At 70.9% G+C, this 22,922-nt stretch carries 24 protein-coding genes; 13 read left to right on the plus strand and 11 right to left on the minus strand.

Annotation, left to right across the window (positions count from 1 at the left end; genetic code table 11):
• Positions 1 to 178: 178 nt before the first annotated feature.
• The 11 genes from JKV81_RS20890 (at position 179) to JKV81_RS20940 (ending at position 6,282) form a co-directional block, all read left to right on the plus strand.
• Entirely contained in the window at positions 179 to 487 is a 309-nt protein-coding gene (locus JKV81_RS20890; RefSeq protein ID WP_129263242.1) for a gas vesicle protein GvpO, read from the plus strand.
• 61 nt (positions 488 to 548) lie between these two features.
• The gene (locus JKV81_RS20895) at positions 549 to 1,004 is read left to right on the plus strand and encodes a gas vesicle structural protein GvpA (protein ID WP_099172746.1); all 456 of its coding nucleotides are present in this window, start codon (positions 549 to 551) and stop codon (positions 1,002 to 1,004) included.
• A 3-nt stretch (positions 1,005 to 1,007) separates the two neighbouring features.
• A complete protein-coding gene (locus JKV81_RS20900; protein ID WP_129263244.1) occupies positions 1,008 to 1,721 on the plus strand; it encodes a GvpL/GvpF family gas vesicle protein in 714 nt (237 codons plus the stop codon).
• 33 nt (positions 1,722 to 1,754) lie between these two features.
• Complete coding sequence (locus JKV81_RS20905; protein WP_129263246.1) at positions 1,755 to 2,012, plus strand: gas vesicle protein GvpG; 258 nt, start codon at positions 1,755 to 1,757, stop codon at positions 2,010 to 2,012.
• A 26-nt stretch (positions 2,013 to 2,038) separates the two neighbouring features.
• A complete protein-coding gene (locus JKV81_RS20910; RefSeq protein ID WP_202077167.1) occupies positions 2,039 to 2,638 on the plus strand; it encodes a hypothetical protein in 600 nt (199 codons plus the stop codon).
• Entirely contained in the window at positions 2,631 to 3,809 is a 1,179-nt protein-coding gene (locus tag JKV81_RS20915; RefSeq protein ID WP_202077169.1) for an SRPBCC family protein, read from the plus strand. The genes JKV81_RS20910 and JKV81_RS20915 overlap by 8 nt, the downstream gene beginning before the upstream one ends.
• Positions 3,810 to 3,846: 37 nt before the next feature.
• Positions 3,847 to 4,311 (plus strand): gas vesicle protein, encoded by a 465-nt coding sequence (locus JKV81_RS20920; RefSeq protein WP_372444222.1) that lies wholly within the window; start codon positions 3,847 to 3,849, stop codon positions 4,309 to 4,311.
• Positions 4,308 to 5,132: a GvpL/GvpF family gas vesicle protein gene (locus JKV81_RS20925; RefSeq protein WP_307820588.1), complete on the plus strand. Its 825-nt coding sequence runs from the start codon at positions 4,308 to 4,310 to the stop codon at positions 5,130 to 5,132. The genes JKV81_RS20920 and JKV81_RS20925 overlap by 4 nt, the downstream gene beginning before the upstream one ends.
• On the plus strand, positions 5,129 to 5,320 hold the full coding sequence (locus tag JKV81_RS20930) for a gas vesicle protein (protein WP_124276337.1): 192 nt from the start codon (positions 5,129 to 5,131) through the stop codon (positions 5,318 to 5,320). The genes JKV81_RS20925 and JKV81_RS20930 overlap by 4 nt, the downstream gene beginning before the upstream one ends.
• 51 nt (positions 5,321 to 5,371) lie before the next feature.
• Positions 5,372 to 5,782 (plus strand): gas vesicle protein K, encoded by a 411-nt coding sequence (locus tag JKV81_RS20935; RefSeq protein ID WP_129263253.1) that lies wholly within the window; start codon positions 5,372 to 5,374, stop codon positions 5,780 to 5,782.
• Positions 5,783 to 5,829: 47 nt separating this feature from the next.
• Positions 5,830 to 6,282 (plus strand): hypothetical protein, encoded by a 453-nt coding sequence (locus JKV81_RS20940; RefSeq protein WP_202077171.1) that lies wholly within the window; start codon positions 5,830 to 5,832, stop codon positions 6,280 to 6,282.
• 158 nt (positions 6,283 to 6,440) lie between these two features.
• Here JKV81_RS20940 and JKV81_RS20945 read toward each other — a convergent pair whose 3' ends face one another.
• The 9 genes from JKV81_RS20945 to JKV81_RS20985 all read right to left on the minus strand — a co-directional run bounded on the left by JKV81_RS20945 (position 6,441) and on the right by JKV81_RS20985 (position 19,170).
• Positions 6,441 to 8,237 (minus strand): TerD family protein, encoded by a 1,797-nt coding sequence (locus JKV81_RS20945; protein WP_202077172.1) that lies wholly within the window; start codon positions 8,235 to 8,237, stop codon positions 6,441 to 6,443.
• A 181-nt stretch (positions 8,238 to 8,418) separates the two neighbouring features.
• Positions 8,419 to 9,465: a LacI family DNA-binding transcriptional regulator gene (locus JKV81_RS20950; protein WP_124276334.1), complete on the minus strand. Its 1,047-nt coding sequence runs from the start codon at positions 9,463 to 9,465 to the stop codon at positions 8,419 to 8,421.
• A gap of 250 nt (positions 9,466 to 9,715) precedes the next feature.
• Entirely contained in the window at positions 9,716 to 11,173 is a 1,458-nt protein-coding gene (locus tag JKV81_RS20955) for a GH1 family beta-glucosidase (protein WP_124276333.1), read from the minus strand.
• A gap of 125 nt (positions 11,174 to 11,298) precedes the next feature.
• Positions 11,299 to 12,222, minus strand: a complete 924-nt coding sequence (locus tag JKV81_RS20960) for a carbohydrate ABC transporter permease (protein WP_124276332.1) — start codon at positions 12,220 to 12,222, stop codon at positions 11,299 to 11,301.
• Between the two features lie 15 nt (positions 12,223 to 12,237).
• On the minus strand, positions 12,238 to 13,236 hold the full coding sequence (locus JKV81_RS20965) for a carbohydrate ABC transporter permease (RefSeq protein ID WP_099172758.1): 999 nt from the start codon (positions 13,234 to 13,236) through the stop codon (positions 12,238 to 12,240).
• Between the two features lie 167 nt (positions 13,237 to 13,403).
• On the minus strand, positions 13,404 to 14,726 hold the full coding sequence (locus tag JKV81_RS20970) for an ABC transporter substrate-binding protein (protein WP_202077174.1): 1,323 nt from the start codon (positions 14,724 to 14,726) through the stop codon (positions 13,404 to 13,406).
• 664 nt (positions 14,727 to 15,390) lie between these two features.
• On the minus strand, positions 15,391 to 16,875 hold the full coding sequence (locus JKV81_RS20975) for a glycoside hydrolase family 18 protein (protein WP_202077176.1): 1,485 nt from the start codon (positions 16,873 to 16,875) through the stop codon (positions 15,391 to 15,393).
• Positions 16,876 to 17,005: 130 nt separating this feature from the next.
• Positions 17,006 to 18,469 (minus strand): sensor histidine kinase, encoded by a 1,464-nt coding sequence (locus JKV81_RS20980; RefSeq protein WP_124276329.1) that lies wholly within the window; start codon positions 18,467 to 18,469, stop codon positions 17,006 to 17,008.
• Positions 18,466 to 19,170 (minus strand): response regulator transcription factor, encoded by a 705-nt coding sequence (locus JKV81_RS20985; protein WP_099172762.1) that lies wholly within the window; start codon positions 19,168 to 19,170, stop codon positions 18,466 to 18,468. Before JKV81_RS20985 ends, JKV81_RS20980 begins: the two co-directional genes overlap by 4 nt.
• A gap of 78 nt (positions 19,171 to 19,248) precedes the next feature.
• Here JKV81_RS20985 and JKV81_RS20990 point away from each other — a divergent pair, with 78 nt between their 5' ends.
• The gene (locus JKV81_RS20990) at positions 19,249 to 19,803 is read left to right on the plus strand and encodes a hypothetical protein (protein WP_202077178.1); all 555 of its coding nucleotides are present in this window, start codon (positions 19,249 to 19,251) and stop codon (positions 19,801 to 19,803) included.
• Positions 19,804 to 19,819: 16 nt separating this feature from the next.
• On the opposite strand, the gene JKV81_RS20995 is transcribed toward JKV81_RS20990, so the two are convergent.
• Entirely contained in the window at positions 19,820 to 20,707 is an 888-nt protein-coding gene (locus JKV81_RS20995; RefSeq protein ID WP_202077180.1) for a spermidine synthase, read from the minus strand.
• 88 nt (positions 20,708 to 20,795) lie between these two features.
• Positions 20,796 to 21,164 carry a hypothetical protein gene (locus tag JKV81_RS21000; RefSeq protein ID WP_124277184.1) on the minus strand — a complete coding sequence of 123 codons (369 nt, stop codon included), beginning with the start codon at positions 21,162 to 21,164 and terminating at the stop codon, positions 20,796 to 20,798.
• 253 nt (positions 21,165 to 21,417) lie between these two features.
• On the opposite strand from JKV81_RS21000, the gene JKV81_RS21005 reads away from it, so the two are divergent.
• A complete protein-coding gene (locus tag JKV81_RS21005) occupies positions 21,418 to 22,839 on the plus strand; it encodes an NsdA family TPR-like regulatory protein (RefSeq protein WP_202077182.1) in 1,422 nt (473 codons plus the stop codon).
• Positions 22,840 to 22,922 lie beyond the last annotated feature (83 nt).

The raw sequence follows: 22,922 nt of genomic DNA on the forward strand, positions 1-22,922 counted from the left end.
CGGGCCCTGCCGCGCTGTCCCCCGACGCGGCAGGGCCTTCTTGCGTCGGCTGTGTGAAGGCGTGCGGAGGCTTCATGCATACGTTCGGGTCTCATGGGCACGCGCACTTCATCCCGAACGGATGGCTGACCGAACGAAGCCGACAGGAAGCCACAATGACGCGCGGCAGGTGAAGCACATGGCCACGACCGAGAACACCAAGAGCGATCACGACAGCAGTGGCGGCAACAGCCGGATCAATGTCTCCACGGCGATGCGGAAAGCGGCCGAACAGCTTGCCGAACTCCTCCAGCGCCAGCCCGATTCGGTGTCCTCGCTGAATGCGACGGACGAGGGCTGGTCGGCGGATGTGGAAGTCGTCGAGATCGAGAAGATCCCCGACACCATGAGCGTCATGGCCTCTTATCGCGTGAGGCTCGACGGTCAGGGTCAACTCCTGGGATACGAACGAATTCGACGGTACTCACGAGGACAGGTCGACCGCTGAACCGACCTGCTCACCGAGCAGCCGTACCGCGCACCACCACTCATTGGAAGGAAGACCGACCATGAGTCTCGTACAGCAGAGCAATGCCTCCAACAGCAGTGGGGGCGGTTCCGGAAATCTCTACGACGTTCTTGAGCTCATTCTCGACAGGGGGCTCGTCATCGATGCCTTCATTCGTGTCTCGCTCGTCGGAATCGAGATCCTCAAGATCGACGTACGTGTCGTCGTGGCGAGCGTGGACACGTATCTGCGCTTCGCCGAGGCGTGCAACCGGCTGGACCTGGAGTCGGGCCGCAAGGCTCCGGCCCAGCTCACCGACATCGTCGGGGACACGATGGAGAGCGGTGCCAAGGGCAAGTCGAAAGGAGCGCTGACCGGCGCGGTCGAGGCCTTCACGGACTCGTTCCAGAGCGGCCGTGACGACTCCGACGACGACAAGGAGAAGGAGAAGCGGCCGGCCCGCAAGACCTCCGCTTCGAGCAGCAGCCGCCGGACCGCCCAGCGGCGGGAGGAGTAACCCATGCCGACCTACATCTACGCCATCACCGCGGCCGACCATCCGCTGCGGCTGGACGGCCTGTCCGGTGTCGGCGAGCCCGCGGCCGACCTGCGGACCGTGAAGACACGGGACCTGGGGGCGGTGGTCAGCGACACACCGGCCGACCTGCGGGCGAAGCGACGGGACCTCGTCGCTCACCAGAGCGTGCTGGAGCGGCTGATGGCCGACGGCGCGGCGCTGCCGATGCGGTTCGGTCTCGTGGGCCCCGACGACGAGCAGGTACGTGCCGCACTCGACCAGGGCAAGGACAGTTACACGGCCCGCCTGGCCGAGCTGGACGGCCGTCTCGAGTACAACCTGAAGGTCTCGCGCGAGGAGGAGAGCCTGCTGCGGGAGATCCTCACGCAGTCGGCGGAGGCCAGGCGGCTCAGCGAGTACACCCGGGAGAATCCGGGCGCGCAGAACGAGAAGATGGCTCTCGGCGAACTCGTGTCGCAGGAGATCCAGGCACGCCAGGAAGCGATGGCGAAGGACGTGGCGCAGACGCTGGCGTCCGCCGCCGAACGGGTCTCGGAAGGCGAGCCCACGAAGACGCATTTCCTGAATGTGTCCTTTCTCGTCCGGCGCGACGAGGCGGCCGCTTTCTCCCAGGCGGTCCATGAAGAGGCCGAGCGCCGGGGTGAGGACTACGCGTTCTCCCTGAACGGCCCGCTTCCGCCCTACAGCTTCGTCTGACGCACGCTCCCTCGAAGAGGGGAGGCACCTTTCATGGGCCTCATCACGCAACTGCTCACCTTTCCGCTGGCCCCGGTGCGCGGTACGGCATGGGTTCTCGACCAAGTGGTGCTCGCCGCGGAACGCGAGCACTACGACCCGGGACCCGTCCGTACGCAACTGGCGGAGCTGGAACGTGAACTGCTGAGCGGGAATATCGACGAGGAAGAATTCGACCGTCGCGAGGACGAACTGCTGGACTGGCTCGAGGAATGCGAGGCCTACCAGCGACGTCTCAACGAAAATTCTTGAACGCAGGAGATTGAGGTGCTCGACGGATGACCGTCAACGCGAAGATAGGTGCGGCCCTTGTGGGCGGATACCTACTGGGACGTACGAAGAAGGCCAAACTCGCCATCGGCTTCGGAATGTTCCTGGCAGGCAAGAAGCTGAGCCTGGACCCGAAGCAGCTCGGCAAAATGCTGGCCGACTCCCCGCTCCTCGGAGGCGTCAGCGACCAGGTCCGCAAGGAGCTGGTGGGCGCCACGAAGACGGCCGCCACCAACGCCCTCACCCAGCGGGCCACGGGCCTCGCGGACTCCCTGCACCAGCGCACCCTCGAACTCGAGGACCCGTCCGGCGGGCAGGCCAAGGACGACCGCCCCGATGACGGAGCCGACGAGGCCGAGGACGACGACGCCCCGGACGCGCGGGACGACGAGCGCGACGGTGACAAGGACGACGAGGGCGACGAGGGTACGGAGGAGAAGCCGGCCCCGCGCCGTACGGCTGCCAGGAAGACGGCGGCCAGGAAGACGGCCAAGTCCACGGGCGGCGCCCGGAAGAAGGCCGCTCCGGCCGCCCGTAAGGCCGCCTCCGGGGCCCGCAGGACGGCCTCGTCGAACGCACGCCGGGACCGGGGTGGCAGCAATGGCTGACTCCGCCTTCAGCAAGCTCAAGGACGACGTGGCGAACAATCCCGCCACCGACCGCCTCAAGGAAGAGCTCCAGAACTACCTCAAGGCACGGACGCAGCACGCGGTCACGAGCCTCGGCCACAAGCTGGGCGAGGGCGTCGGCAAGCTCGCGGACGGCAAGGACGCCGGCGGCGCCGTGAAGACGCTCGCCAAGGGCGGCCAGGCGCTCAGCGAGGGCAAGTCACCGGCCCAGGCCGCCCTCGGCGCCGGTGCCTCCCATGTGAAGGACGCCGTCAAGGACAAGGTCAAGGGGCTGTTCGGCAAGGGCCGCAAGAGCGGCGGAGGCAAGTCGAAGAGCGTCACGATCTCCGAGGACATCGACGTCGGTGTGCCGGTGCGCGAGGCCTACGACCAGTGGACGCAGTTCCAGGAGTTCAGCACCTTCGCCAAGGGTGTCGTGAGCGTCGAGAAGGCCGACGACACCAGCAGCAACTGGAAGGTGAAGGTCGCCAAGTCCACGCGCAGCTGGAAGGCGAACGTCACCGAGCAGGTGCCGGACGAGCGCATCACCTGGACCACCGAGGGCGCCAAGGGGAGCGTCAAGGGAGTGGTGACGTTCCACGCCCTCACCGACGACCTGACGCGCGTCCTTCTCGTCATCGAGTACTTCCCCAAGGGGCTGTTCGAGAAGACCGGGAACATCTGGCGTGCCCAGGGCCGCAGGGCCCGCCTCGATCTGAAGCTCTACCGCAAGTTCATCATGATGCGCGGTGAGGCGACCGACGGCTGGCGCGGTGAGATCCGCGACGGGGAGGTCGTGGTGGACCACGACGAGGCCGTCGAGGAGGAAGAGGCGCGCGCCGAGGAGGAGAACGGCTCCGAGGAGGCGGAGGAGTCCGAGGAGCCGGGCACCGACGAGGAAGCCGCCGCGGAGTACGACGCCGAGGACACCGAAGACGCCGAGGACGGCGACGAGGACGGCGAACTCCCCCCGGAGGACGAGGCGTACGAGGACGAGGACGAGGAGGACGCGGAGGAGGAAGCCCCCGCCGACGAGTCCCCCGCCGAGGACGCCTACGAGGACGAGGAGGAGGACGTGGAGGAGGAGCCCCTCGAGGAGGAAGAGGAAGAAGAAGCGGAGGAGCCCGCCCCGCGCGCCCGGCGCCGCCGTACAGCCTCCGCCCGCAGCTGACCTTCTCCGCCTACAGCACGGATAGGACTGATCCGACGTGTCCGACTCACTGGCCGGCCGCATGGGGGCCTCTTCGGCAGCATCCCCGTACGGCCAGCAGCAGTCCTCCGCGAATCTCGCCGACATCCTCGAACGTGTCCTGGACAAGGGCATCGTCATCGCGGGTGACATCAAGATCAATCTGCTCGACATCGAACTCCTGACGATCAAGCTTCGCCTGCTGGTCGCGTCCGTGGACAAGGCCAAGGAGATGGGCATCGACTGGTGGGAGCACGACCCGTCGCTCTCCTCCAGGGCCCGTCCCCATCAGGCGGCCGGCGCGTCGCAGGACGCGTCGGCGGTGGAGGCGGAGAACGCACGGCTGCGGGCCGAGATAGCCGAGCTGAGGGCGGCCGTGGGGCTGCCGGCCACGTCGGCCGCCGGGGCGGGCCAGGACGCCCTGCCCGGGCGGGTGGAGACGGAGACCGAGACCGAGACCGAGGAAGGCGGTAGGTCGAAGTGACGGAGGAAGCAGTCCCGGCGGCGGGCCAGGAGATGTCGTACGTCTACGCCGTCTGCCGGGCCGGGACCCCGGTGGAGACGGCACTCGCCGGACAGCCCGGCCTGGAGGGAGCCCCTCTGCGGACGGTCCGGGCCGGCGAACTCGCGGCCCTGGTCTCCTCGGTGCCCTCCGTCTCGTACGGCACCGAGGGCGTGAAGGCGCAGATGGAGGATCTCGACCGGCTCGAAGTGCTGGCGCGTACCCACCACGCGGTCGTGGAGGCCGCGTACGAGCACGCGGCCGTCCTGCCCATGCGCCTGGTGACGGTCTACCTCGACGACGGGCGGGTCGGCGAGATGCTCGGGGCACGCGCGCCGGAGTTCTCCGCGCTGCTCGCCCGCCTCGAAGGCCACGTCGAACTCGGCGTGAAGATCTACGCCGACCCGCGCGAGGCGGTCGCCGTGACCGGCGGGGCACCGGAGACGGACACGGCGGCGAGCCCCGGCCGGGCCTACCTCCAGAGGCGCCGCAGCCAGCAGCGCAACCACCGGGAGACGTACCGGGCGGCGGGTTCGGTGGCCGCCGAGGTGCCCGCCCGGGTGGACGGGATCGCCAGGGCGCACGTCGCCCACCGTCCGCAGCAGGGCGACCTGGCCCAGGCGGCCGGCGAGAACATCCTCAACGACGCCTATCTCGTCCAGGACGCCCAGGCCGACGCGTTCCGGGCGGCCCTCGCGGGGCTCGCCGACGACGTACCGGGCGTGCGCGTCGAGATCACCGGCCCGTGGGCGCCGTACTCCTTCGCGACGCCGCCCGCGGCGGCCGAGGGTGATACGCGATGAGTGAGGACTCGGTCGAGTCGCTGGCCGGGCGCCAGGTCGCGCTCATCGACCTGCTGGACCGGCTGCTGAACGGAGGGGCGGTGCTCACGGGCGATCTCGTCCTCTCCGTCGCCGACGTCGACCTGGTGCACATCAATCTGAGAGCCGTGATCCGGTCGGTCACGTCGGACGAACCGGCGCCGTGGTGAGCGCCCCGCGCACGCCCCGCACGGCGACAGCGGGAGAGGAAGGAGCAGTCGATGGCCGAGGAACCCGGTGAGGCACCGCCGCGCACACAGGCGACGAGCCTCCAGGAGGTCGCCCAGGCCGCGGCCCACGCCTTCGATCTCGTACCCGCGGGACCCGACGAGCCGGGCACGCCCGACGGACTGGCGCAGCGCCTGAAGACGGACCCCGAGACGGTCGAACGCGACCTGATCAAGCTGGTGCTGACCATCGTCGAGCTGCTGCGTCAGCTCATGGAGCGCACCGCTCTGCACCGGGTGGACGTGGGCGATCTCCGTGAGGAACAGGAGGAGCGCATCGGCATGACCCTGATGATCCTCCAGGACCGCATGGCGGAGCTCTGCGAGCGCTACGACCTGACCATGGAGGACCTCAACCTGGACCTGGGACCGCTGGGTTCACTGCTTCCACGTGATTCCGGCTGAATCCCACCGCTCCGTTTCGACCCGAGTCGAGAGGTAACACGAACACCATGACTGCAGAGAGCGAACAGACCAAGAAGGCAAACGGTTCTGCGGCGAAGGCCGGTACGGGCGCCAGGACGGCCGCCGCCAAGGGGCGACGGACCACAGCGGCAGCCGGCGACCACGCCAAGTCCGGCTCGGCGGTCGCAGCCACGAAGGCCAAGTCGTCCGCCCAGGACGCCGCCGCGTCGGCGGAGTCCGGAGTACGGTCGGCCGGCCTGGCCACGAAGCGGGCCGCCGCGGCCGGCTGGGACACGGGACGGAAGACCGTCCTGGACACCGCCGGCAAGGTGACCTCGACGGCGACCACGGCGTGGACCGTCGTCAAGCACCGCAAGGCCATCGCGGTGGGCGCCGCGGCGGGCCTCGGCGGCTTGGTGGGCGGCGCGTTCGCCCTGGGCCGCCAGACGGCCAGGACCCACGCCGGCCCGATCACCCGCCTCACCGGCGGCCGGATCTGACCGGACAACGGAACACATCCCCGAGGAGGGCCGACAGACCACTGTCGGCCCTCCTTCGCGGCTCCCCCGGCTCCGGCGGACCGGGCGGATCCGTCAGCGGGCTCCGGCGATCACCGTTACATGGACAAGGCCCACCCGCCCGGCGACGTAGAACGGCGTCAGACCCGGCAACAGCGGCCCCGAAGCTCTGAGATCACCGCACTCTCGGCCGTGTTGACGTAGCCGTCCACAGCGGCCACCTGCTCGGCCACGTCGAGGAGGTCGCTCAGATCCCCGGGCTCGGCGTCCACGCGGCGCCACACATCGGCGTGGTCGACGTCGACGAGGTGAGCGAGCTGCCTGTCGACCACTTGGTGCTGGTCCCGGACCAGCCTCACCAGGTGCCGGATCAACAGCGCCTCGTCGTCCGTGGTCTTCTCGTCCGCCAGGATGACGAGCCACGCGACCCACAGCATCAGCTGCGGGTGCCGGCTCCGCCCGGTCAGACGCTCGGCGATCTCGATCACCCGCGCCTCGTTCCGGAAGACGGCTTGCGCGTGCCGCCCCGCGAGCAGCGTCGTGTAGCGGTTCAGCACCACCGCGAGGGGAACGCCGACCACGGGAATACCGATCTTGATGACGTTGCGCTGCAGGAGGTACTTCCCGACGACGGGGAGCCCCTTCGCGGCGTTCAGCACCGCTCCGGAGTAGAAGCGCTTGACGACCGGTCGCACCATGGCCGGGACAGCCTTGGTCACGCCTCCCCGCACCGCTTCACCGCTCTTGATCGTGAAAGCGACGCGAATCAGCTTCCACATGTCATCGGGGTCGGACAGGTCGAGCGGGACCCGGTAGAGAACGGCGATGTCGTAGGCCAGACGGAGCTGGAGCCGGGTGATGAACGCGACGTCGACCATCATGGTCGCGACGGCGGCCGGGACGGTGGCAGCCGAGGCACCGCCGAGGCTCCCGATGGTGGCGGCGACGGCCGCCGAGTAGGCGCCGGCGGAGAGCCCGCCTTCGAGCGCGGCGTACCGGGACGCCATCTTGATCCGCTGATCGACGATGACATCTGCGGGGACGCCCTCGTAACGCTCCTGGAAGTACTTCCAGTCGACCTTGTCGGTGTAGGAACTCAGGGCCTGAGCACTGAGCTTGGTGAACCAGCCGCCCGACTTGATGTCGTCCGGGCTGAGGCCCTTGACGAAGTCCCTCATCTCGGAACGTTCGTGCTCGACGAACTCCCGGTCGGCGCCATCGTCACCTGCGGCGCCCACAGCGTCGAGTTCGACTTCGGCAGCGTCGGTTTCGGCGTCCACCTCGGATTCGGGTGCGGCTTCGTCATCGTGGGCCGCCGGCTCCGGGGCCCGGGGTGAGGGCACAGTCGCCGACGGGGACACGGCCCGCGGGTCGGGGCCCGTCGTCCCGGCGCCGCCGTCGATGTCCACCCCGAAGTCCGCCGCCAGGCCGGCCGGACCGGATGCGTACCCCTGGCCGACGGCCCGGAACTTCCACTCGTCGCCACGCCGGTAGAGGGCGCCGAAGATGACGGCGCTCACAGCGCCGGCCTCGTCGACGGAGAAGTGGGCCAAACCTTCGCCGGAGCTGCCGGCAAGGGCCACCCGCAGGTCGTTCAGGTCCTCGAATGCGGATCCGTCGTGACGGCTCGCCGCCACCACGATCTGCTCGACCTCCGCCGGTACGGCGTCCAGGTCGAAACTGATCCGCTCCTCGCTGCCGTCAGCGGCGGAAGTCCTGCCGAGCAGCCGCACGCTGCCGTTGCCGGCGGCCGGGTTGCCACGGGAAAGGAAGTCCCCGTCGCCGCCCACCTTGCCGTTACGGTCGAGCAGGAGCACGGAGACGTCCACGTCCCCCTCCCCGGTCGCACCGTTCCAGCCGAGGCTCATCACGACGGAGGCGACGTCCTCGCCCAGCTCGGCCAGACCGACGTTGGCACCCTTGACCATCTTGCGCATGCGGTCCCCCAGAAGCGCTGCCGGACCAGGGCGCACGCGCGGCAGGCAGGATGGTGTGTGACGTTGTGTGGTGCGTCACACGTTCGCCGTACTCGGGGGCATCTTAACGGCCACACGCCTCACCCGTGAAGAAGTTGTGAAAGTCCACCGTTCGCGCAGGTGAGCGACCCACCCCACCCCCTCAGGACGACTCCCGGACCACCAGTTCCGTGGGGAGCACGATCCTCGGCCGCTCCTGGGTGGCGTCGCCGGACGAGCGGTTCGCGATCTCCTGGAGCAGGACGCGGGTCATCGTGCGGCCCATCTCCTCGATCGGCTGGCGCACGCTCGTCAGGGGCGGGTCCATGTGGCGGGCCACCGCCGAGTCGTCGAAGCCGATCAGGGCCACGTCGTCCGGGATGCGGCGGCCGGACTCGCGCAGGACCTGGCGGGCGCCCGCGGCCATCACGTCGGAGGCGGCGAAGACCGCGTCCACGTCGGGGCGGCGCTCCAGCAGCTCCCGCATCGCACGGGCGCCGCCCTCCTCGCTGAAGTCGGCGGGGGCGATCAGCCGTTCGTCCGGGTCGAGGCCGGCCGCGGCGACGGCCTTGCGGTAGCCGTCGAGGCGGCGCTGGGCGCCGTAGACGTCGAGGCGGCCGGTGATCGTGGCGATGGTGCGGCGGCCTCGCGATATGAGGTGGTCGACGGCCGCGCGGGCGCCCTCGAAGTTGTCGGAGTCCACCGAGGGCAGCGTCTCCGCCGCGTGCCTGCGGCCGCTGATCACGGCGGGCATCCCGAGCTGTTCCAGGAGGTCGGGCAGCGGGTCGTCGGCATGGACGGAGACCAGGAGCACCCCGTCGACGCGGTGCGCGGTGAGGTACTGGGCCAGCCGGCGGCGCTCGCGGTCGTTGCCCGCGAGGGTCAGCAGCAGCTGCATCTCCGTGTCGGCGAGGGCCGCCCCGACGCCCCGCACGATGTCGGAGAAGTAGGGCTCGGCGAAGAACCGGGTCTCGGACTCGGGCACGACGAGCGCGATGGCGTCCGTCCGGTTGCCCGCGAGCGCGCGGGCCGCCCGGTTGGGCACGTAACCCAGTTCGGCGACCGCCGCCTCGACGGCCTCCCTGGTCTGCGCGCTGACCCGCGGCGACCCGTTGATGACGCGTGAGGCCGTGCCCCGCCCCACTCCGGCCCGGGCCGCTACCTCTTCGAGCGTGGGCCGCCCGCCACTCCGTACTCGCGCTGCCGCCATGGCTGCCTCCCGTTCGCGGTCAATTTCTCACAGCGGGTTGGCCAATCCAAGTCCCACCGGCCGATCCCTTGACACGTGGCCGTGCGCAGCGGTCCGCTGCGGCGCCACCATTCTTGGGAGCGCTCCCAAGCGTACGGGGTCCGGATGACGAACACGTAAGACGGGCGGGGCGGGCACAGAGAAGGCGGGGGCGGACACAGCGAAGCGGGACCCGGCGCAGTGCCGGGTCCCGCTTCAGGTGCTCGCCGGGTCAGACGGTGCCGGCCGGGGGCAGGGCGTGGCGGCGGATCACGTCGGCGTACCAGTGGGCGCTCGTCTTGGGGATCCGGCGCTGGGAGGCGTAGTCGACGTACACCGCGCCGAAGCGCTTCGAGTAGCCGTACGCCCACTCGAAGTTGTCCATCAGCGACCAGAGGAAGTAGCCGCGGACGTCCGCGCCGTCGGCGACGGCCCGCTGTACGGCGTCGAGGTGGCCGTGGAGGTAGGCGACCCGCTCGGGGTCCTCGACCTTGCCCTCGGGCGAGACGTAGTCGTCGAAGGCGGCGCCGTTCTCCGTGACCATGAGCGGAAGGCCCGGGTGGTCCCGGTGGGTGTCCATGAGCAGGTTGTAGAGCCCGTCGGGGTCGATCGACCAGTCCATGGCGGTGCGCTCCTTCCCCTCGGCGAGGTGGAAGGCGACGTGCTCGGAACCGGGCCAGGGGGAATGGTCGCTGGCGCCGTGGGCGTCGCTGCGCGCGTAGTCCGCCCCTTCCACCGGCGTGGAGACCAGCGTCGGCGTGTAGTAGTTGATCCCGAGGGCGTCGACCGGGCGCGAGATGGTGGCGAGGTCGCCGTCCCTGACCAGCTTCGACCAGTCCACCAGGTGCGAGGTGTCGGTGATCAGGTCCTCGGGGTACTCCCCGCGCAGCATCGGACCGGTGAAGACCCGGTTGCCGACGGCATCGATGCGGCGCGCGGCGTCCGCGTCGGCCTCGCTGCCGGTGAGCGGACGGACCTGGTGGAGATTGAGGGTGACCGAGGTCTGCGCCGCAGCGGGGAGTTGGGCGCGCAGAACCTCGATCGCCCGGCCATGGGCGAGGTTGAGGTGATGGGCCGCCTGCAGCGCCGCTGCGGGCTCGGTGCGGCCGGGCGCGTGCACGCCGGATCCGTAACCGAGGTAGGCCGAGCACCACGGCTCGTTGAGGGTGGTCCACATGCCGACGCGGTCGCCGAGGGCGCCCGAGACGATGGCGGCGTAGTCGGCGAAGCGGTCGGCGGTCACGCGCTCGGGCCAGCCGCCGGCGTCCTCCAGCTCCTGGGGCAGGTCCCAGTGGTAGAGGGTGGCGACGGGCATGATGCCGGCGTCCAGCAGCTCGTCGACGAGCTTGCGGTAGAAGTCCAGGCCGCGCTCGACGGCGGGACCGCGTCCGGTGGGCTGGACCCGGGACCAGGAGACGGAGAAGCGGTACGCCTTCAGCCCGAGCTGCTTCATCAGCGCGACGTCGTCGCGGTAGCGGTGGTAGTGGTCGGCGGCGATGTCACCGGTGTCGCCGTTGCGGACCTTGCCGGGCGTACGGCTGAAGGTGTCCCAGATGGACGGCGTGCGGCCGTCCTCGGCGGCGGCACCCTCGACCTGGTACGAGGCGGTCGCCGCACCCCAGATGAAGCCCGTGGGGAACTGTGCCTCGTGCGCCTGCTTCGGGGTGGTGTCGGGTCGTACGGCTGTCATGCGGGAGCGCTCCCATGGGGTGGAGGGACGAGGACGGGGAAGTGCGGGGCCCGGTCCCCGTACGGCCTGTGGTCAGGTACAGGCCGTACGGGGCGGCCGGGTACGGGCCGCGATGGACGGGCAGGTCAGCCCTTGACCGCGCCGGACATGATGCCCCCGACGATCTGCTTGCCGAAGATCACGAAGACGACGAGCAGCGGCAGCGTGCTGATCAGCGCACCGGCCATCACGATGCTCTGGTCGGGCACGTAGGAGGCGCTCAGCTGGCCGAGGGCCACCTGAAGCGTCGGGTTCTCCTGGTTCAGAGCGAGGTACGGCCAGAAGAAGTCGTTCCAGGCCTGCACGAAGGTGAGCATGCCGAGGACCATCATGGCCGGTCGGGCGACCGGGAGCACGATGCTCCACACGATGCGGAGGTTGTTCGCCCCGTCCACCCGGCCCGCCTCGATGAGCTCGTACGGCAGCGCCTCGATCAGGTACTGGCGCATGAAGAACACACCGAACGCGCTCACCAGGGTCGGGAAGATCACCGACTCGAGCTGACCGCCCCAGCCGATGTCCGCCATCATCATGAACAGCGGTACGACGCTGAGCTGCGGGGGGATCGTCAGCGTGGCGATGACCGCCGTCATCAGTGCTCCACGGCCCTTGAAGCGCATCTTGGCGAAGGCGTAACCGGCCAGGGTGCAGAAGAACAGGGTCGCCAGGGTGATGCTGGCGGACACGATGACCGTGTTGACGATGGCCTTGCCGAGGTGGGCCTGCTCCCAGGCCGCCTGGAGGTTGTGGACCAGGTTGCCGCCCGGGACGAGCGGCGGGGTGGTGTCCAGGATCTCGTCCTGGGTACGGGACGCGGCCACGAGCGTCCAGTACAGCGGGAACAGCGAGCCGATGCCGACCACGGCGAGCGCGAAGTAGGCGAAGGGGCCCGCGTGGTGCTGACGGCCGGCGCCCGGCTTGAAGCGGCGGCGGCGCGGGGGTACGTCGTGGACGGCGCCCTTGGAGACGCTGCGGTGGTCAGCGAGAGTGACGGTGCTGGTGGTGGTCATGTGTATCGCTCCCCGTCAGGCCGCGGACTTGCGCACGAAGCGCCCGACGAGCCAGTTGATCGCGGCAATGAGCAGCAGCAGGACGAGCATGGCCCAGGCGACTGCGGCGGACATACCGAGGTGCCCGAGGTTCCAGCCGTAGTTGTAGAGGTAGATGCTGAGCGTCTCGTACTGGTGCTCGGTACCGCCCGTCGCGCCGTTGATGCCCCCTTCGAGCAGGAGCGGCTCCCCGAAGAGCTGCATCGAGCCGATGGTCGAGATGACGATCGTGAAGAGGATCGTCGGCCGCAGCGCCGGGATCGTCACGTTGCGGAACTGCTGCCAGCGCGAGGCGCCGTCGAGCGAGGCCGCCTCGTAGAGGTCGGAGGGGACGGCCTGCATCGCGGCCAGGTAGATCAGCGTGTTGTAGCCCGTCCAGCGCCAGATCACGATGACCGCGATGGCGATGTTGGACGTCCAGTGGCCGTTGACCCAGTTCGTCTCACCGGCGCCGAAGAACCCGAGGACCCAGTTCAGCAGGCCGCCGTCCGCCCGGAACACCAGGGCGAAGACGAGGGCCGCGGAGGCCACCGAGGTCGCGTAGGGGGTGAGGATCACGGTGCGCCAGAAGGTGCTGGCGCGCAGTTTGTAGTTCAGCAGGTGGGCGAGGCCCAGCGCGATCATCAGCTGCGGGACCGTCGAGATGACGCCGATGACGAAGGTGTTGGTGACCGCGGTCCAGAATTCGGAGTCCTGCAGGATGGTGCTGAAGTTGCCCCAGCCGACCCATTCCATCTGGTCGAGGCCGGTCATCTCCACCTTGTGCAGGGCGATCCAGCCGGTGTAGATCAGCGGATACAGCCCGAAGGCGCCGAAGACGAGGAAGAACGGGGCGATATAGGCGTACGGCGACGCTTTGTCGTCGAAGCGCCAGAGCCGGCTGCGCCACGCCTGGCGGCCGGGAGTCATGGGCTTCGGAGCGCGTCGGCCGCCCTGGGGGCCGTGCGCGCTCCGGGTGGGGGTCGTGGTTGCCACGGGTGGGAGTCCTTCCCTGGGTGTACCGACACCGCAGGGGCAGGCCCGGGCCTGTGCCAGGTCGGATGCGAGTGTCGGAGGGTGCTCGTGCCGGCGGGTGGACCGGCACCGGTGCGGGCGGCGGGGACGCGTGGAGGACGCGTCCCGCCGCCCGCACCGGCGGAGAATCAGCCGGTGATCTTGCTGATGGCTTCGAGGGCGGCGTCCCAGGCGGCGTCAGGCTTGGTGCCCCGCTGCTCCATGTTGTTGATCTGCTTGCCGAACTCGTCCTTGATGTTGCCGTCCTTCGGGCCGAGAACGGCGGCGGGGATGGCGTTGGCCTCGTCGGCGTAGATCGAACCGATGGGGGCGTTGTTGAAGTACTCCAGCTTGGCGGTCTTCACGTCCTCGAGCTGGAAGGCGCCCTTGTTCGACGGGAAGAGGCCGGCGGCCTTGAAGACGGCGGCCTGCTGCTCCGGCGCGGTCAGCCACTTGACGAGCTCACCGGCCTCCTTGACGTGCTTGCCCTTGGCGGGCACGGAGAGGAACGAACCGCCCCAGTTCGCCGCCGTGTCACCCGGGGCGCGGGTGATGTCCCACTTGCCCTTGTACTGGTCGCCGGAGTACTCGGCGATCTGGGCGGCCATCCACGCGGGGCAGGCCACGGTGGCCATGGTGCCCTGGCGCAGAGCGGCCTTCCACGGGTCCTGGAACTGGGCCAGCCCCTGGGTCAGCTTCTTGTCGACGGCCTCGGAGGCGAGCTTCCAGCCCGCCTTGACGCCGGCGCTCTCCTTGTAGATCGGGTCACCGTTCTTCGCGTAGTACTGCTCCGAGTTGGAGCTGACCACGCCGTTGTACATGGCGCTGGCGGAGTCCATGAAGAAGGTGCCCTTGGGGGCCTTCTTCTTGTACTCCTCACCGAGCTTGAGGTAGTCCTCCCAGCCGCCGGTGAGCTTGGCTGCGACTTCCTCGCGGTCGGTGGGCAGTCCGGCCTTCTCGAACAGGTCGCGGCGGTAGCAGATGGACATCGGGCCGATGTCCGTGCCGGCGCCTATGACCTTGCCCTCGTCGGTGGTCGCCTGCAGCGCCTTCCAGTTCACCCACTGGCTGCTGTCGACGACCTTGGACAGGTCGGCGAAGGCGTCCGCCTTGGTGTCGACGAGCTCCTTGACGCGGCCGACCTCGATGCCGTGGACGTCGGCCAGGCCGCTGCCCGTGTTGAGCTGCTGGAGGAACTTGGTGTAGTAGACCGGCTCCTCGGCGGCGGTGTTCGCCTTGACCGTGATGTTCGGGTGGAGCTCGTGGTACTTCTCGAAGAGCTTCGCCTCCTTGTACCCGAACTGCCCGAAGTCGGCGACGGTCAGGGTGATGTTCCCGTCCGCGTCGGCCTCGTCGGAATCCGAGCCGGAATCGCCGCAGCCGGTCAGCAGCAGGGCGGCGGCCGTGAGGCCCGTGGTAGCCATGACGGCGGTTCTGCGGCTTCGACCTGCGACGGTGCGGGTGATGCGCATTCCACTACTCCTTGTTCCAGGGTGGGACTGGCGGTTCCAGGTGGGGCTGGCGTTCGATCTGCCCGGCATTCGCGCCGGTGGGTGCGGGTGCCGGTGGTACGGAGAGGACATGGGCGGTGCCGTCCCCGTACGAGCGAAAAACCTCGTTCGATATGGGAGCGCTCCCATGCGCTGATGCCGGAAGATTGCTGCCTCAAGGGGGTGGGTGTCAAGAGTTGAAGACGCTTCCGTTGCCCGAGTGTGTCCTGCAAGTCACGCGACCGTGTCCGGCAGAGGTCTTGCGCCGATGGGCGCGCCCTGCATGGGTCACGGGCAACGGGTGGAATCGCCGCAGGTCAGGGCCTGTTGGGTGAGAATCGGGCCTTCCGGGGCCCCGATCGGCCGTGACAAGACGCCGATGCGTGTGCCGGTTCCGGGACGGTACCGGACTCGTCGGCGGACCGGAGGACGCCCGCCGGAAGATGAACGGGGCGAGCCCTCGTGGAGGCGCACAAGGGGCCCCTGGGGTGTATCCGCGTTCTTTCCCCGAACTCCGCCGCGCCCGGGGGAGGTTCCGCTTACGTACGCCCGCACGCGCACAAGGGGGCGCGCGCCCCGGCCGGGTGTGGGGGGTGTGGGGCCGGCCGGGGCGCGCGCGTCGAGGTGATGGTCGGTGGGGCGGCGGCTACCCGAAGGCGCCGAACGCCTTGGTGAAGGCCAGCGGCTCCTGGAGGATCGAGCTGCAGGTCGCGTCCGCGGTCGGCTTCTCGCCCTCCGCGCACTGCACGTCCCGGGTGCCCGACCACATCGCCAGCCGGCCGATGCCCTTCTCCTGGGCGAACTTCACCAGCTGCGTGGCGTCCTCGACGGTGAAGATCTCGGTGGCGACGTCGTTCACGCCGATCATCGGGGTGACCGCGACGGCCTTCCACGCCTCCGCGTCGGAGAGTCCGAGTACGCCCTTGATCTGGGCCTGCGTGGCGGTGGCCGCCTGGGTGGCGTAGTCGCCCATGTCCCCGCTGTACGAGGCCCCGTAGTCCATCGCCATGATGTTGACCGCGCCGGTCGTGACGCCGTTCTTCTTCGCGTCCGCGAGCAGGTCCACGCCCGCCTGGGTCAGCCCCTCGGGCATCACGGGCAGCGTGAAGGACACATCGAGCTCCGGGTGCGACTTCTGGAGCTGCGCGATGGCCTGCGAGCGGCGGGAGTTGGCTGCGGTGTCGGGCAGCGCCCCGCCCTCGATGTCGAAGTCGACCTTGGTCAGCTCGTACGTGTCGACGACCTTGCCGTACGCCGCGGCGAGCTCGTCGGCCGAGGAGCAGTGCAGCGCCAGCTCGGCACCGGCCGCCCCGCCGAAGGAGACGCGTACGTCACCGCCCTCGGCCCGCAGCGCGCCGATCTGGGCGGCCACCTGGTCGTCACCGAGTCCTGTGACCCCGCCCCAGAGGGGAGCGCAGCTCCCTCCCGAGGTGATGAAGGCCAGGTTGAACTCCTTGACCCCCGTCTTGGAAGCGGTGGCCGGCAGGTCGTAGGCGGGGTACAGGGACGTGTCGACGTAGGGGGCGAAGCCGGCTCCGTCGGCCGTGCCCCCGGGCGTCCCGGGGGTGCCCGTCGGCTCGGCCGTGGCGGTCGGCGTGGGGGTCGCGTCCTCGGTCGGCGTCGACGTGGGCTCCGGGCTCGACGTGGGCGTCGGTGCCTCGGTCGGCCGCCCGCTCGGCTCCGGGGTCGTGCCGCCGTCCGCGGAGCAGGCGGCGTCGTTGATCAGGCAGCCTTCCGGGTCGGCGGCGGCCGAGGTGGAGGTGGTGACGAAGCCGACCGTCACGGATCCGCCCGGGGCGATGTCCTTGTTCCAGCTCGCGGGCTTCACGGTGACGTGGTTGCCGCTGACGGTGTGCTCGCCGTTCCAGAGCGAGTCGATCTTCGTACCGGCGGGCAGGTCGAATTCGAGCGTCCAGCCCGACTGCGCGGTCCCGGTGTCGTTCGAGACGACGTACTGCCCGGTGTAGCCGCCGGTCCAGGCGCTGGCCCTCGTGTACGTGGCGCCGACGGCCGCGGCCTGTGCCGTGCCGGTGAGCGCGAAGACCGTGCCGCCCACGACCGCCGCCGCGACGACGGCGCCGATCGCCTTCGTGCGGGTGCTCGTGGTGCGGCGGTGCGTACTGATGCCCATCGCGTGCCTGCCTCTGTCCTGCCGGGGGGTGGTTGCGTCTGCACGCTAGCCGCAGCGATCCGGACAAAAGGCACCCATAGGACCCGAGTTGATGTTCTTAGGGTTCGCTTAAGGAGGGCATGGGCGCAGGTTAAAGATGGGGCCCGGCGCCCGGGGCGCCTCGGAACTCTGTGTTCCGGCCCCTCACTCCGCGTGGTCCCCGCCTTCCGTTACGCCGCCCCACCCGGTGCCCCCGGCGGGCTCGCTCGGCCGGGCCGCCGTCCAGCCCTATCCAGATGCGCACCTCCGTGCCGCCCAGCACCGATCGCCCGATCCGCAGGTCACCGCCGGTGGATTCGGCGACCCTGCGGACGATGTCGAGGCCGAGTCCGGTCGAACCCACCTCGCTCCCCGCGCCGTTGCGGCCGCTGGCGCCCCGGGCCAGGGCGGATTCCGGATCGGGTATGCCGGGCCCGGCGTCGGAGACCAGCACGATCACCGCGTCGCCGCTGTGGTGCACGTCGACGGCGAAGGCGGTGCCCTCCGGGGTGTGCCGGAAGACGTTGCCGAGCAACGCGTCCAGGGCGGCGGCCAGTTCGGGCCTGGCCACCGGGATCCGCACGGTGCGGTCCACGCCCGCGAGGCGGACGGTGCGCCCCTCGTCCTCGGCCAGCGCCGACCAGAAGCCCATGCGCTCCCGGATGACCTCGGAGGCGTCGCACCCGGCGCCCGCGCCCGGCTGCCCGCCCTGGGTCTGCGGGCGCTGCTCCCGGGCCGTACGGATGATCGTGTCGACCTCGTGCTCCAGCTGCTCGACCGCCGCCCTGGTCTGCTCGGCGGCCGGGCCCTCGCCCAGCGAGGCGGCGTTGAGCCGGAGCACGGTGAGCGGGGTGCGCAGCCGGTGCGAGAGGTCGGCGGCCAGCTCACGTTCGTTGGCCAGGAGCTGGACGACCTGGTCGGCCATGGAGTTGAAGGCGACCGCGGCCGAGCGGAGCTCGGTGGGGCCCTCCTCGGGCACCCTGGTGCCCAGCCGGCCCTCCCCCAGGTCCTGGGCGGCGCCCGCGAGCCGCTGCGCGGGCTGCACCATCCGTACGCCGAGCCGGTCGGCCACGGCCACCGAGCCGACGATCAGCGCGATCCCGACGCCGGCGAGCACCAGCCAGGCCGTGCCGACGCCGTTGGAGACCTCGTTCTCGGGCACGAACACCTCGACGACGGCGATGCCTCCGGAGCCGAGCGCGGTGGGCTGGAGCAGCGCGGAGCCGCCGGGCACCTCGGCGATGGCGGCGCGGCCCGACTTCCGTACGGTCTCCAGGTCCTGCCGGGTGGCGCGCCGCTCGCCGATCTCCAGGCGTTCACCGCCCTGTCCGGCGGCGGGGACGTGTACCGCGAGGCGCCCTCGGCCGCCGGGCTCGGTGGACAGGACGGCCCGGGTCAGCTCCTCGCGGTCGGTGGTGATGGTGAGGGTGGGGCCGATGGTGGCGGCCTGCCGTTCGGCGTCGGAGAAGGCGCGGTCGCGGGCCATCTCCTTGATGACGAGCCCGAGCGGGACGGCGAACGCGATCACGACCATGGCGGTGACGGCCAGGCAGACCTTGACCAGGGCCCATCTCATGCGGACGGTCCTGCGGCCGGCGGTTCGAGCTTCACGCCGACTCCGCGCAGGGTGTGCAGATAGCGCGGCCGGGCGGCCGTCTCGCCCAGTTTGCGGCGCAGCCAGGAGAGGTGGACGTCGATGGTCTGGTCGTCGCCGTAGGACTGCTTCCAGACCTCGGCCAGCAGTTCGCGGCGCGGGACGACGACACCGGGGCGGCCGGCGAGGAAGGCCAGCAGGTCGAACTCGCGGCGGGTCAGGTCCAGCGCGGCGCCGTCCAGTTCGGCCTGGCGGCGCAGCGGGTCGATGGAGAGCCCGCCGACCTGGAGGACCCGCGGGGGCGGGGCCTGGGCGCCGGGTCCGCGGGTGCGGCGCAGGACGGCGGCCATGCGGGCGGAGAGGTGCTCCACCGAGAACGGCTTGGTCAGGTAGTCGTCGGCGCCGTCGTTGAGCAGCCTGACTATCTCGGCCTCGTTGTCCCGCGCGGTCGCGATGATCACGGGTACGTCGGTGATGGAGCGCAGCATCTTCAGGGCCTCGGCGCCGTCGAGGTCGGGCAGTCCGAGGTCGAGGACGACGACGTCGAAGCGGAAGTGCGCGACCTCGCGCAGCGCTTCGAGGGCCGTGCCGACACTCCGTACGGTGTGCGAGGCCTCGGTCAGGTGCCGGATGAGGGCGGAACGTACGAACTGGTCGTCCTCGACCACGAGCACACTAGGCATGCGCCGCACCGTAGCCCATACGGAGGAACGGGGTCCCCTCCAGGACAAGGCCGGGGCGGGTGGTGCAGGATGTGCCCGATGCAACGAGGACTCGTACACGCGATGGCGTGGTCGCTCGCCACGGGTGCGGCGGTCACCCTGTCGTGGTGGGGCGTGCACACGGTCATGTCGGGGACGGCGTACGACCCTCCGCGTGCCGTGCCGATCTCGGTGGGGGCGCGCGGCGGGCAGGCCACGGACGTACCGGTGTCGTCCTCGACGCACCGCGCGCTGCCCTCGCCCTCGCCGAGTCCCACCGCGTCTCGCACGACGGCGCCGAAGACCCCCAGCCCTTCCCGGAAGCCGTCCTCCCGGCCGCCGTCCGCGAGCCGGAGCCCGGCGAAGTCCTCGCCGCCCGCGGCCGCTTCGGGCGAGGTGGAGAGTTATCCGACGCGCGGCGGCAGGGTCGTCCTGGAGCTGGCGGCCGACTCGGCGAAGCTGGTCTCGGCCACGCCCGAACCGGGCTGGTCGATGCAGGTGTGGACGAACCCGGAGTGGATCCGGGTGGACTTCAGCGACGGGGCGGGCGCGACGGTCTCCGTCTTCTGCACCTGGAACGGCCATCCACCGGTCGTGGAGGTCGTGGACCAGTAGCCGGCCCACGGCCCGTCTACGCGAACGCGTCGGGCGGCGGGGCCGGTGAGGGCTTGGCGCCCGCGTCGGTGACGACGGCGGCGCCGCCCGTGAAGTCGGCGAGGGCACGGCCCTGTTCGACGCGGCCGGGGTGGGGGTCGCTCGCGACCCGGCGGGTCAGTTCGGCGACCGCGATCGGCAGGTCGGAGGCGACCAGCACCGCGTTTCCGAAGCGGCGGCCCCGCCAGACGGTCGGATCGGCGGCGAGGGCCAGCTCGGGAAAGAGCGAGGCGGCCGTGGCGACCTGGCCCCGCAGGTGGGCGAGCGGCGGGCCGTCGGCGAGGTTGGCGGCGTACTGACCGCCGGGCTTCAGCACCCGGCGCACCTCGGCGAGGAATTCGGCGGTGGTGAGGTGCGCGGGGGTACGGGCCCCGCCGAAGACGTCGGCGATGACGAGGTCCGCCCAGCCGTCCTGGATCTTGCCGAGCCCGGCGCGGGCGTCCGCCGAGCGGACCCGTATCCGTGCCTGCGGGTCCAGGGGCAGCTCCCGGCGCACCAGCTGGACGAGGGGGCCGTCGATCTCCACGATCTGCTGGGTGGAGCGGGGGCGGCTCGCGGCGATGTACCGGGCGAGGGTGAAGGCCCCGCCGCCGAGGTGCACCACCTGGAGGGGCCGGCCGGCGGGCGCGGCGAGATCGATGACATGGCCGAGTCTGCGCTGGTACTCGAAGGAGAGGTACGAGGGATCGTCCAGGTCCACGTGGGACTGCGGGGCGCCGTCCAGCAGCAGCGTCCACGCGCGCGGGCGCTCACGGTCGGGCACGAGCTCGGCGAGGCCGCCGTCCACCGTCGCGGAGACGGGCTCCTGCCGGCGCTCGGACCGCTTGCGGTCGCTCGCGCCCCGGGCCGCTCCTCGACGTGCCACGCGCGCTCGTCCTCACTCACCGGTTCCGGCCGGTCACCTGGGTGGCCCGGCGGCGGCGGACACTCCGCCCCACCTGGCCATTATGGCCTCAGCGGCAGTTGTCGGCCGCCTCGATGAGCCGGGCCGCCTGGTCGAGGGCGGCGCGCAGGACGGCCGGGTCGGTGACCGGGGTCTCGGCGACGGGCGGCAGGAGCCAGCCTCCTCCGGTGACGGGCGGCTCGGCGGGGACGCGCAGTCCGCGGCCGTCCGTCCGCGTACAGGCACTGCCGGGCACGTCCCATGCCTCGGCCGTACCGGGTGGCACCAGGAATCCGAGGACGGCGCAGGCTCCGTCGTGCAGGACCGGGCCGACGGTTTCGTCGTCCGATCCCCTGCGCAGGATGTCCACGGCCTCCAGGCCCTGACGTGCCGGGACGGTCACCAGGTCGCACGGTGTGGTCTCCGGGCCCGTGTCCATATGAGGCAAGGGAACCCCTCCTCTCGTCTCGACGAGACGGTGCCGCGCCCCGTCTCCACATGGACCAACGCCCCGACGGCGTCAAGGGCTACGGCGGCACGCCGCCGCAAAGGGTGGCAGTTCATGGCGGATCGGGGGTGAGATGTCCGCTTTATTGCTAAACGCTGCGTGTGCGTCTCGTCACAGCAGGTACGTTCTTGCTCCGCCGGGACACCGGAAGCAGGAACCCGGCTGCACCAGAGAGGGCCCCGCCATGGTGTCGACACGGGCAGTTCCCAACCTCGTCTTCCGACGGCTGCGCGGACAGCGCTCCGCCGGGGAGTTCGCGGCGGCGGTCCGCAGGGCCGCGCGCGAGATCGGTGAACAGGTCGCGTGCGACGCCCGGTACATCGGACGCGTGGAGTCCGGCGAGATCCGCTGCCCCAACTACGCGTACGAACGGGTGTTCCTGCACATGTTCCCCGGGGCCGGCCTCGAGGACCTGGGCTTCTCGGCCCGCGAGAGCGTGCGCGGCCGGGGGGCCCGCACGACCGCCCCGCCCCCGCCCACCCCACCCCCCGCGCTCGACGGCGACATTCACGAGGAGAGCGACGTGCTGCGTCGCGTGTTCATGACCAGCGGTACCGCCACGGTGGCGGCCGCGTCCCTGGGCCTGGGCGGCCGCGCCGCCGCGGGGCCCCTCACCGTCCCCACGCAGCGCCGGGTCGGCGAGGCCGAGGTGAGTGCCGTCGAGGAGGCGGTACGCCAGATCCGGCTGCTGGACGACCGGCACGGCGCGGACGGCCTCTACCGGCGCGCCTCCCAGCCGCTCCGGGCGGCGTACGCCCTGCTCGACTCCGGGACGGCGACGCGGCGCAGCACGGCGGACCGGCTGCACGCCGGCGCCGGGGAGCTGGCGATCTCCGTGGGCTGGCTGGCCCATGACTCGGGGCGCTTCGACGACGCGCGCTCGCATTACGCGGAGGCGCTCGCGACGGCGCGGCTGGCGGGTGACGCCGCGCTGGAAGCGCACGCGTTCTGCAACGCGTCGTTCCTGGCCCGCGATACGGGGCGGGCCCGGGAGGCGGTGCGCGCGGCGGAGGCCGGGCAGCGGGCCGCCCGGCCGCTCGGCTCTCCGCGGCTGCTGGCCCTGCTGGCGCTGCGGGAGGCGGGGGCCAGGGCGTGGCTCGGCGACCGTACGGCGTGCGAGCAGGCGATCGGGCGGGCGCGGACGGCGTTCGAGCGGGGGCCGGGCGATGCGGATCCGGAGTGGATGAGCTTCTTCCGGGAGGCGGAGCTGGAGCTGCTGGAGGCGCAGTGCTGGTCGGCGCTGGGTGACTGGCCGCGGGCGGCGCGGCACGGGCGGCGGGCGACCCGGCTGCAGGATCCGCACTTCACCCGGAACCTCGCGCTGTACCGCGCGCAGCTCGCCGGGGACCTGGCGCAGGCGGGCGCGGCGGACGAGGCCGCGGCGGCGGGCCACCAGGTGCTGGACCTGCTGGACCGGGTCCAGTCCTCGCGGATCCGGGGGATGCTGGCGAGCGCGGTACGGGTGCTGCGGCCGCGGGGAGGCCCGGAGGTCACGTCCCTCCTGTCCCGCTACGAAGAACTCCCCCGACCCCCTGACGAGCACCGCCCATTCCAAGCCGGTCCGTCACTCGAGGACGGCACCCTCAAGTCGAGCTCGGCCGGCTGACCATGTGAACCCGCACCGGAGAACACCCCCGGACCACGCGCCCCGGTTCCGTCCTCAAACGCCGGACGGGCTGGATTTCGCCG

This window comes from Streptomyces silvae, assembly GCF_016745505.1.
In the GTDB taxonomy this organism is placed as follows: Bacteria; Actinomycetota; Actinomycetes; order Streptomycetales; family Streptomycetaceae; genus Streptomyces; species Streptomyces silvae.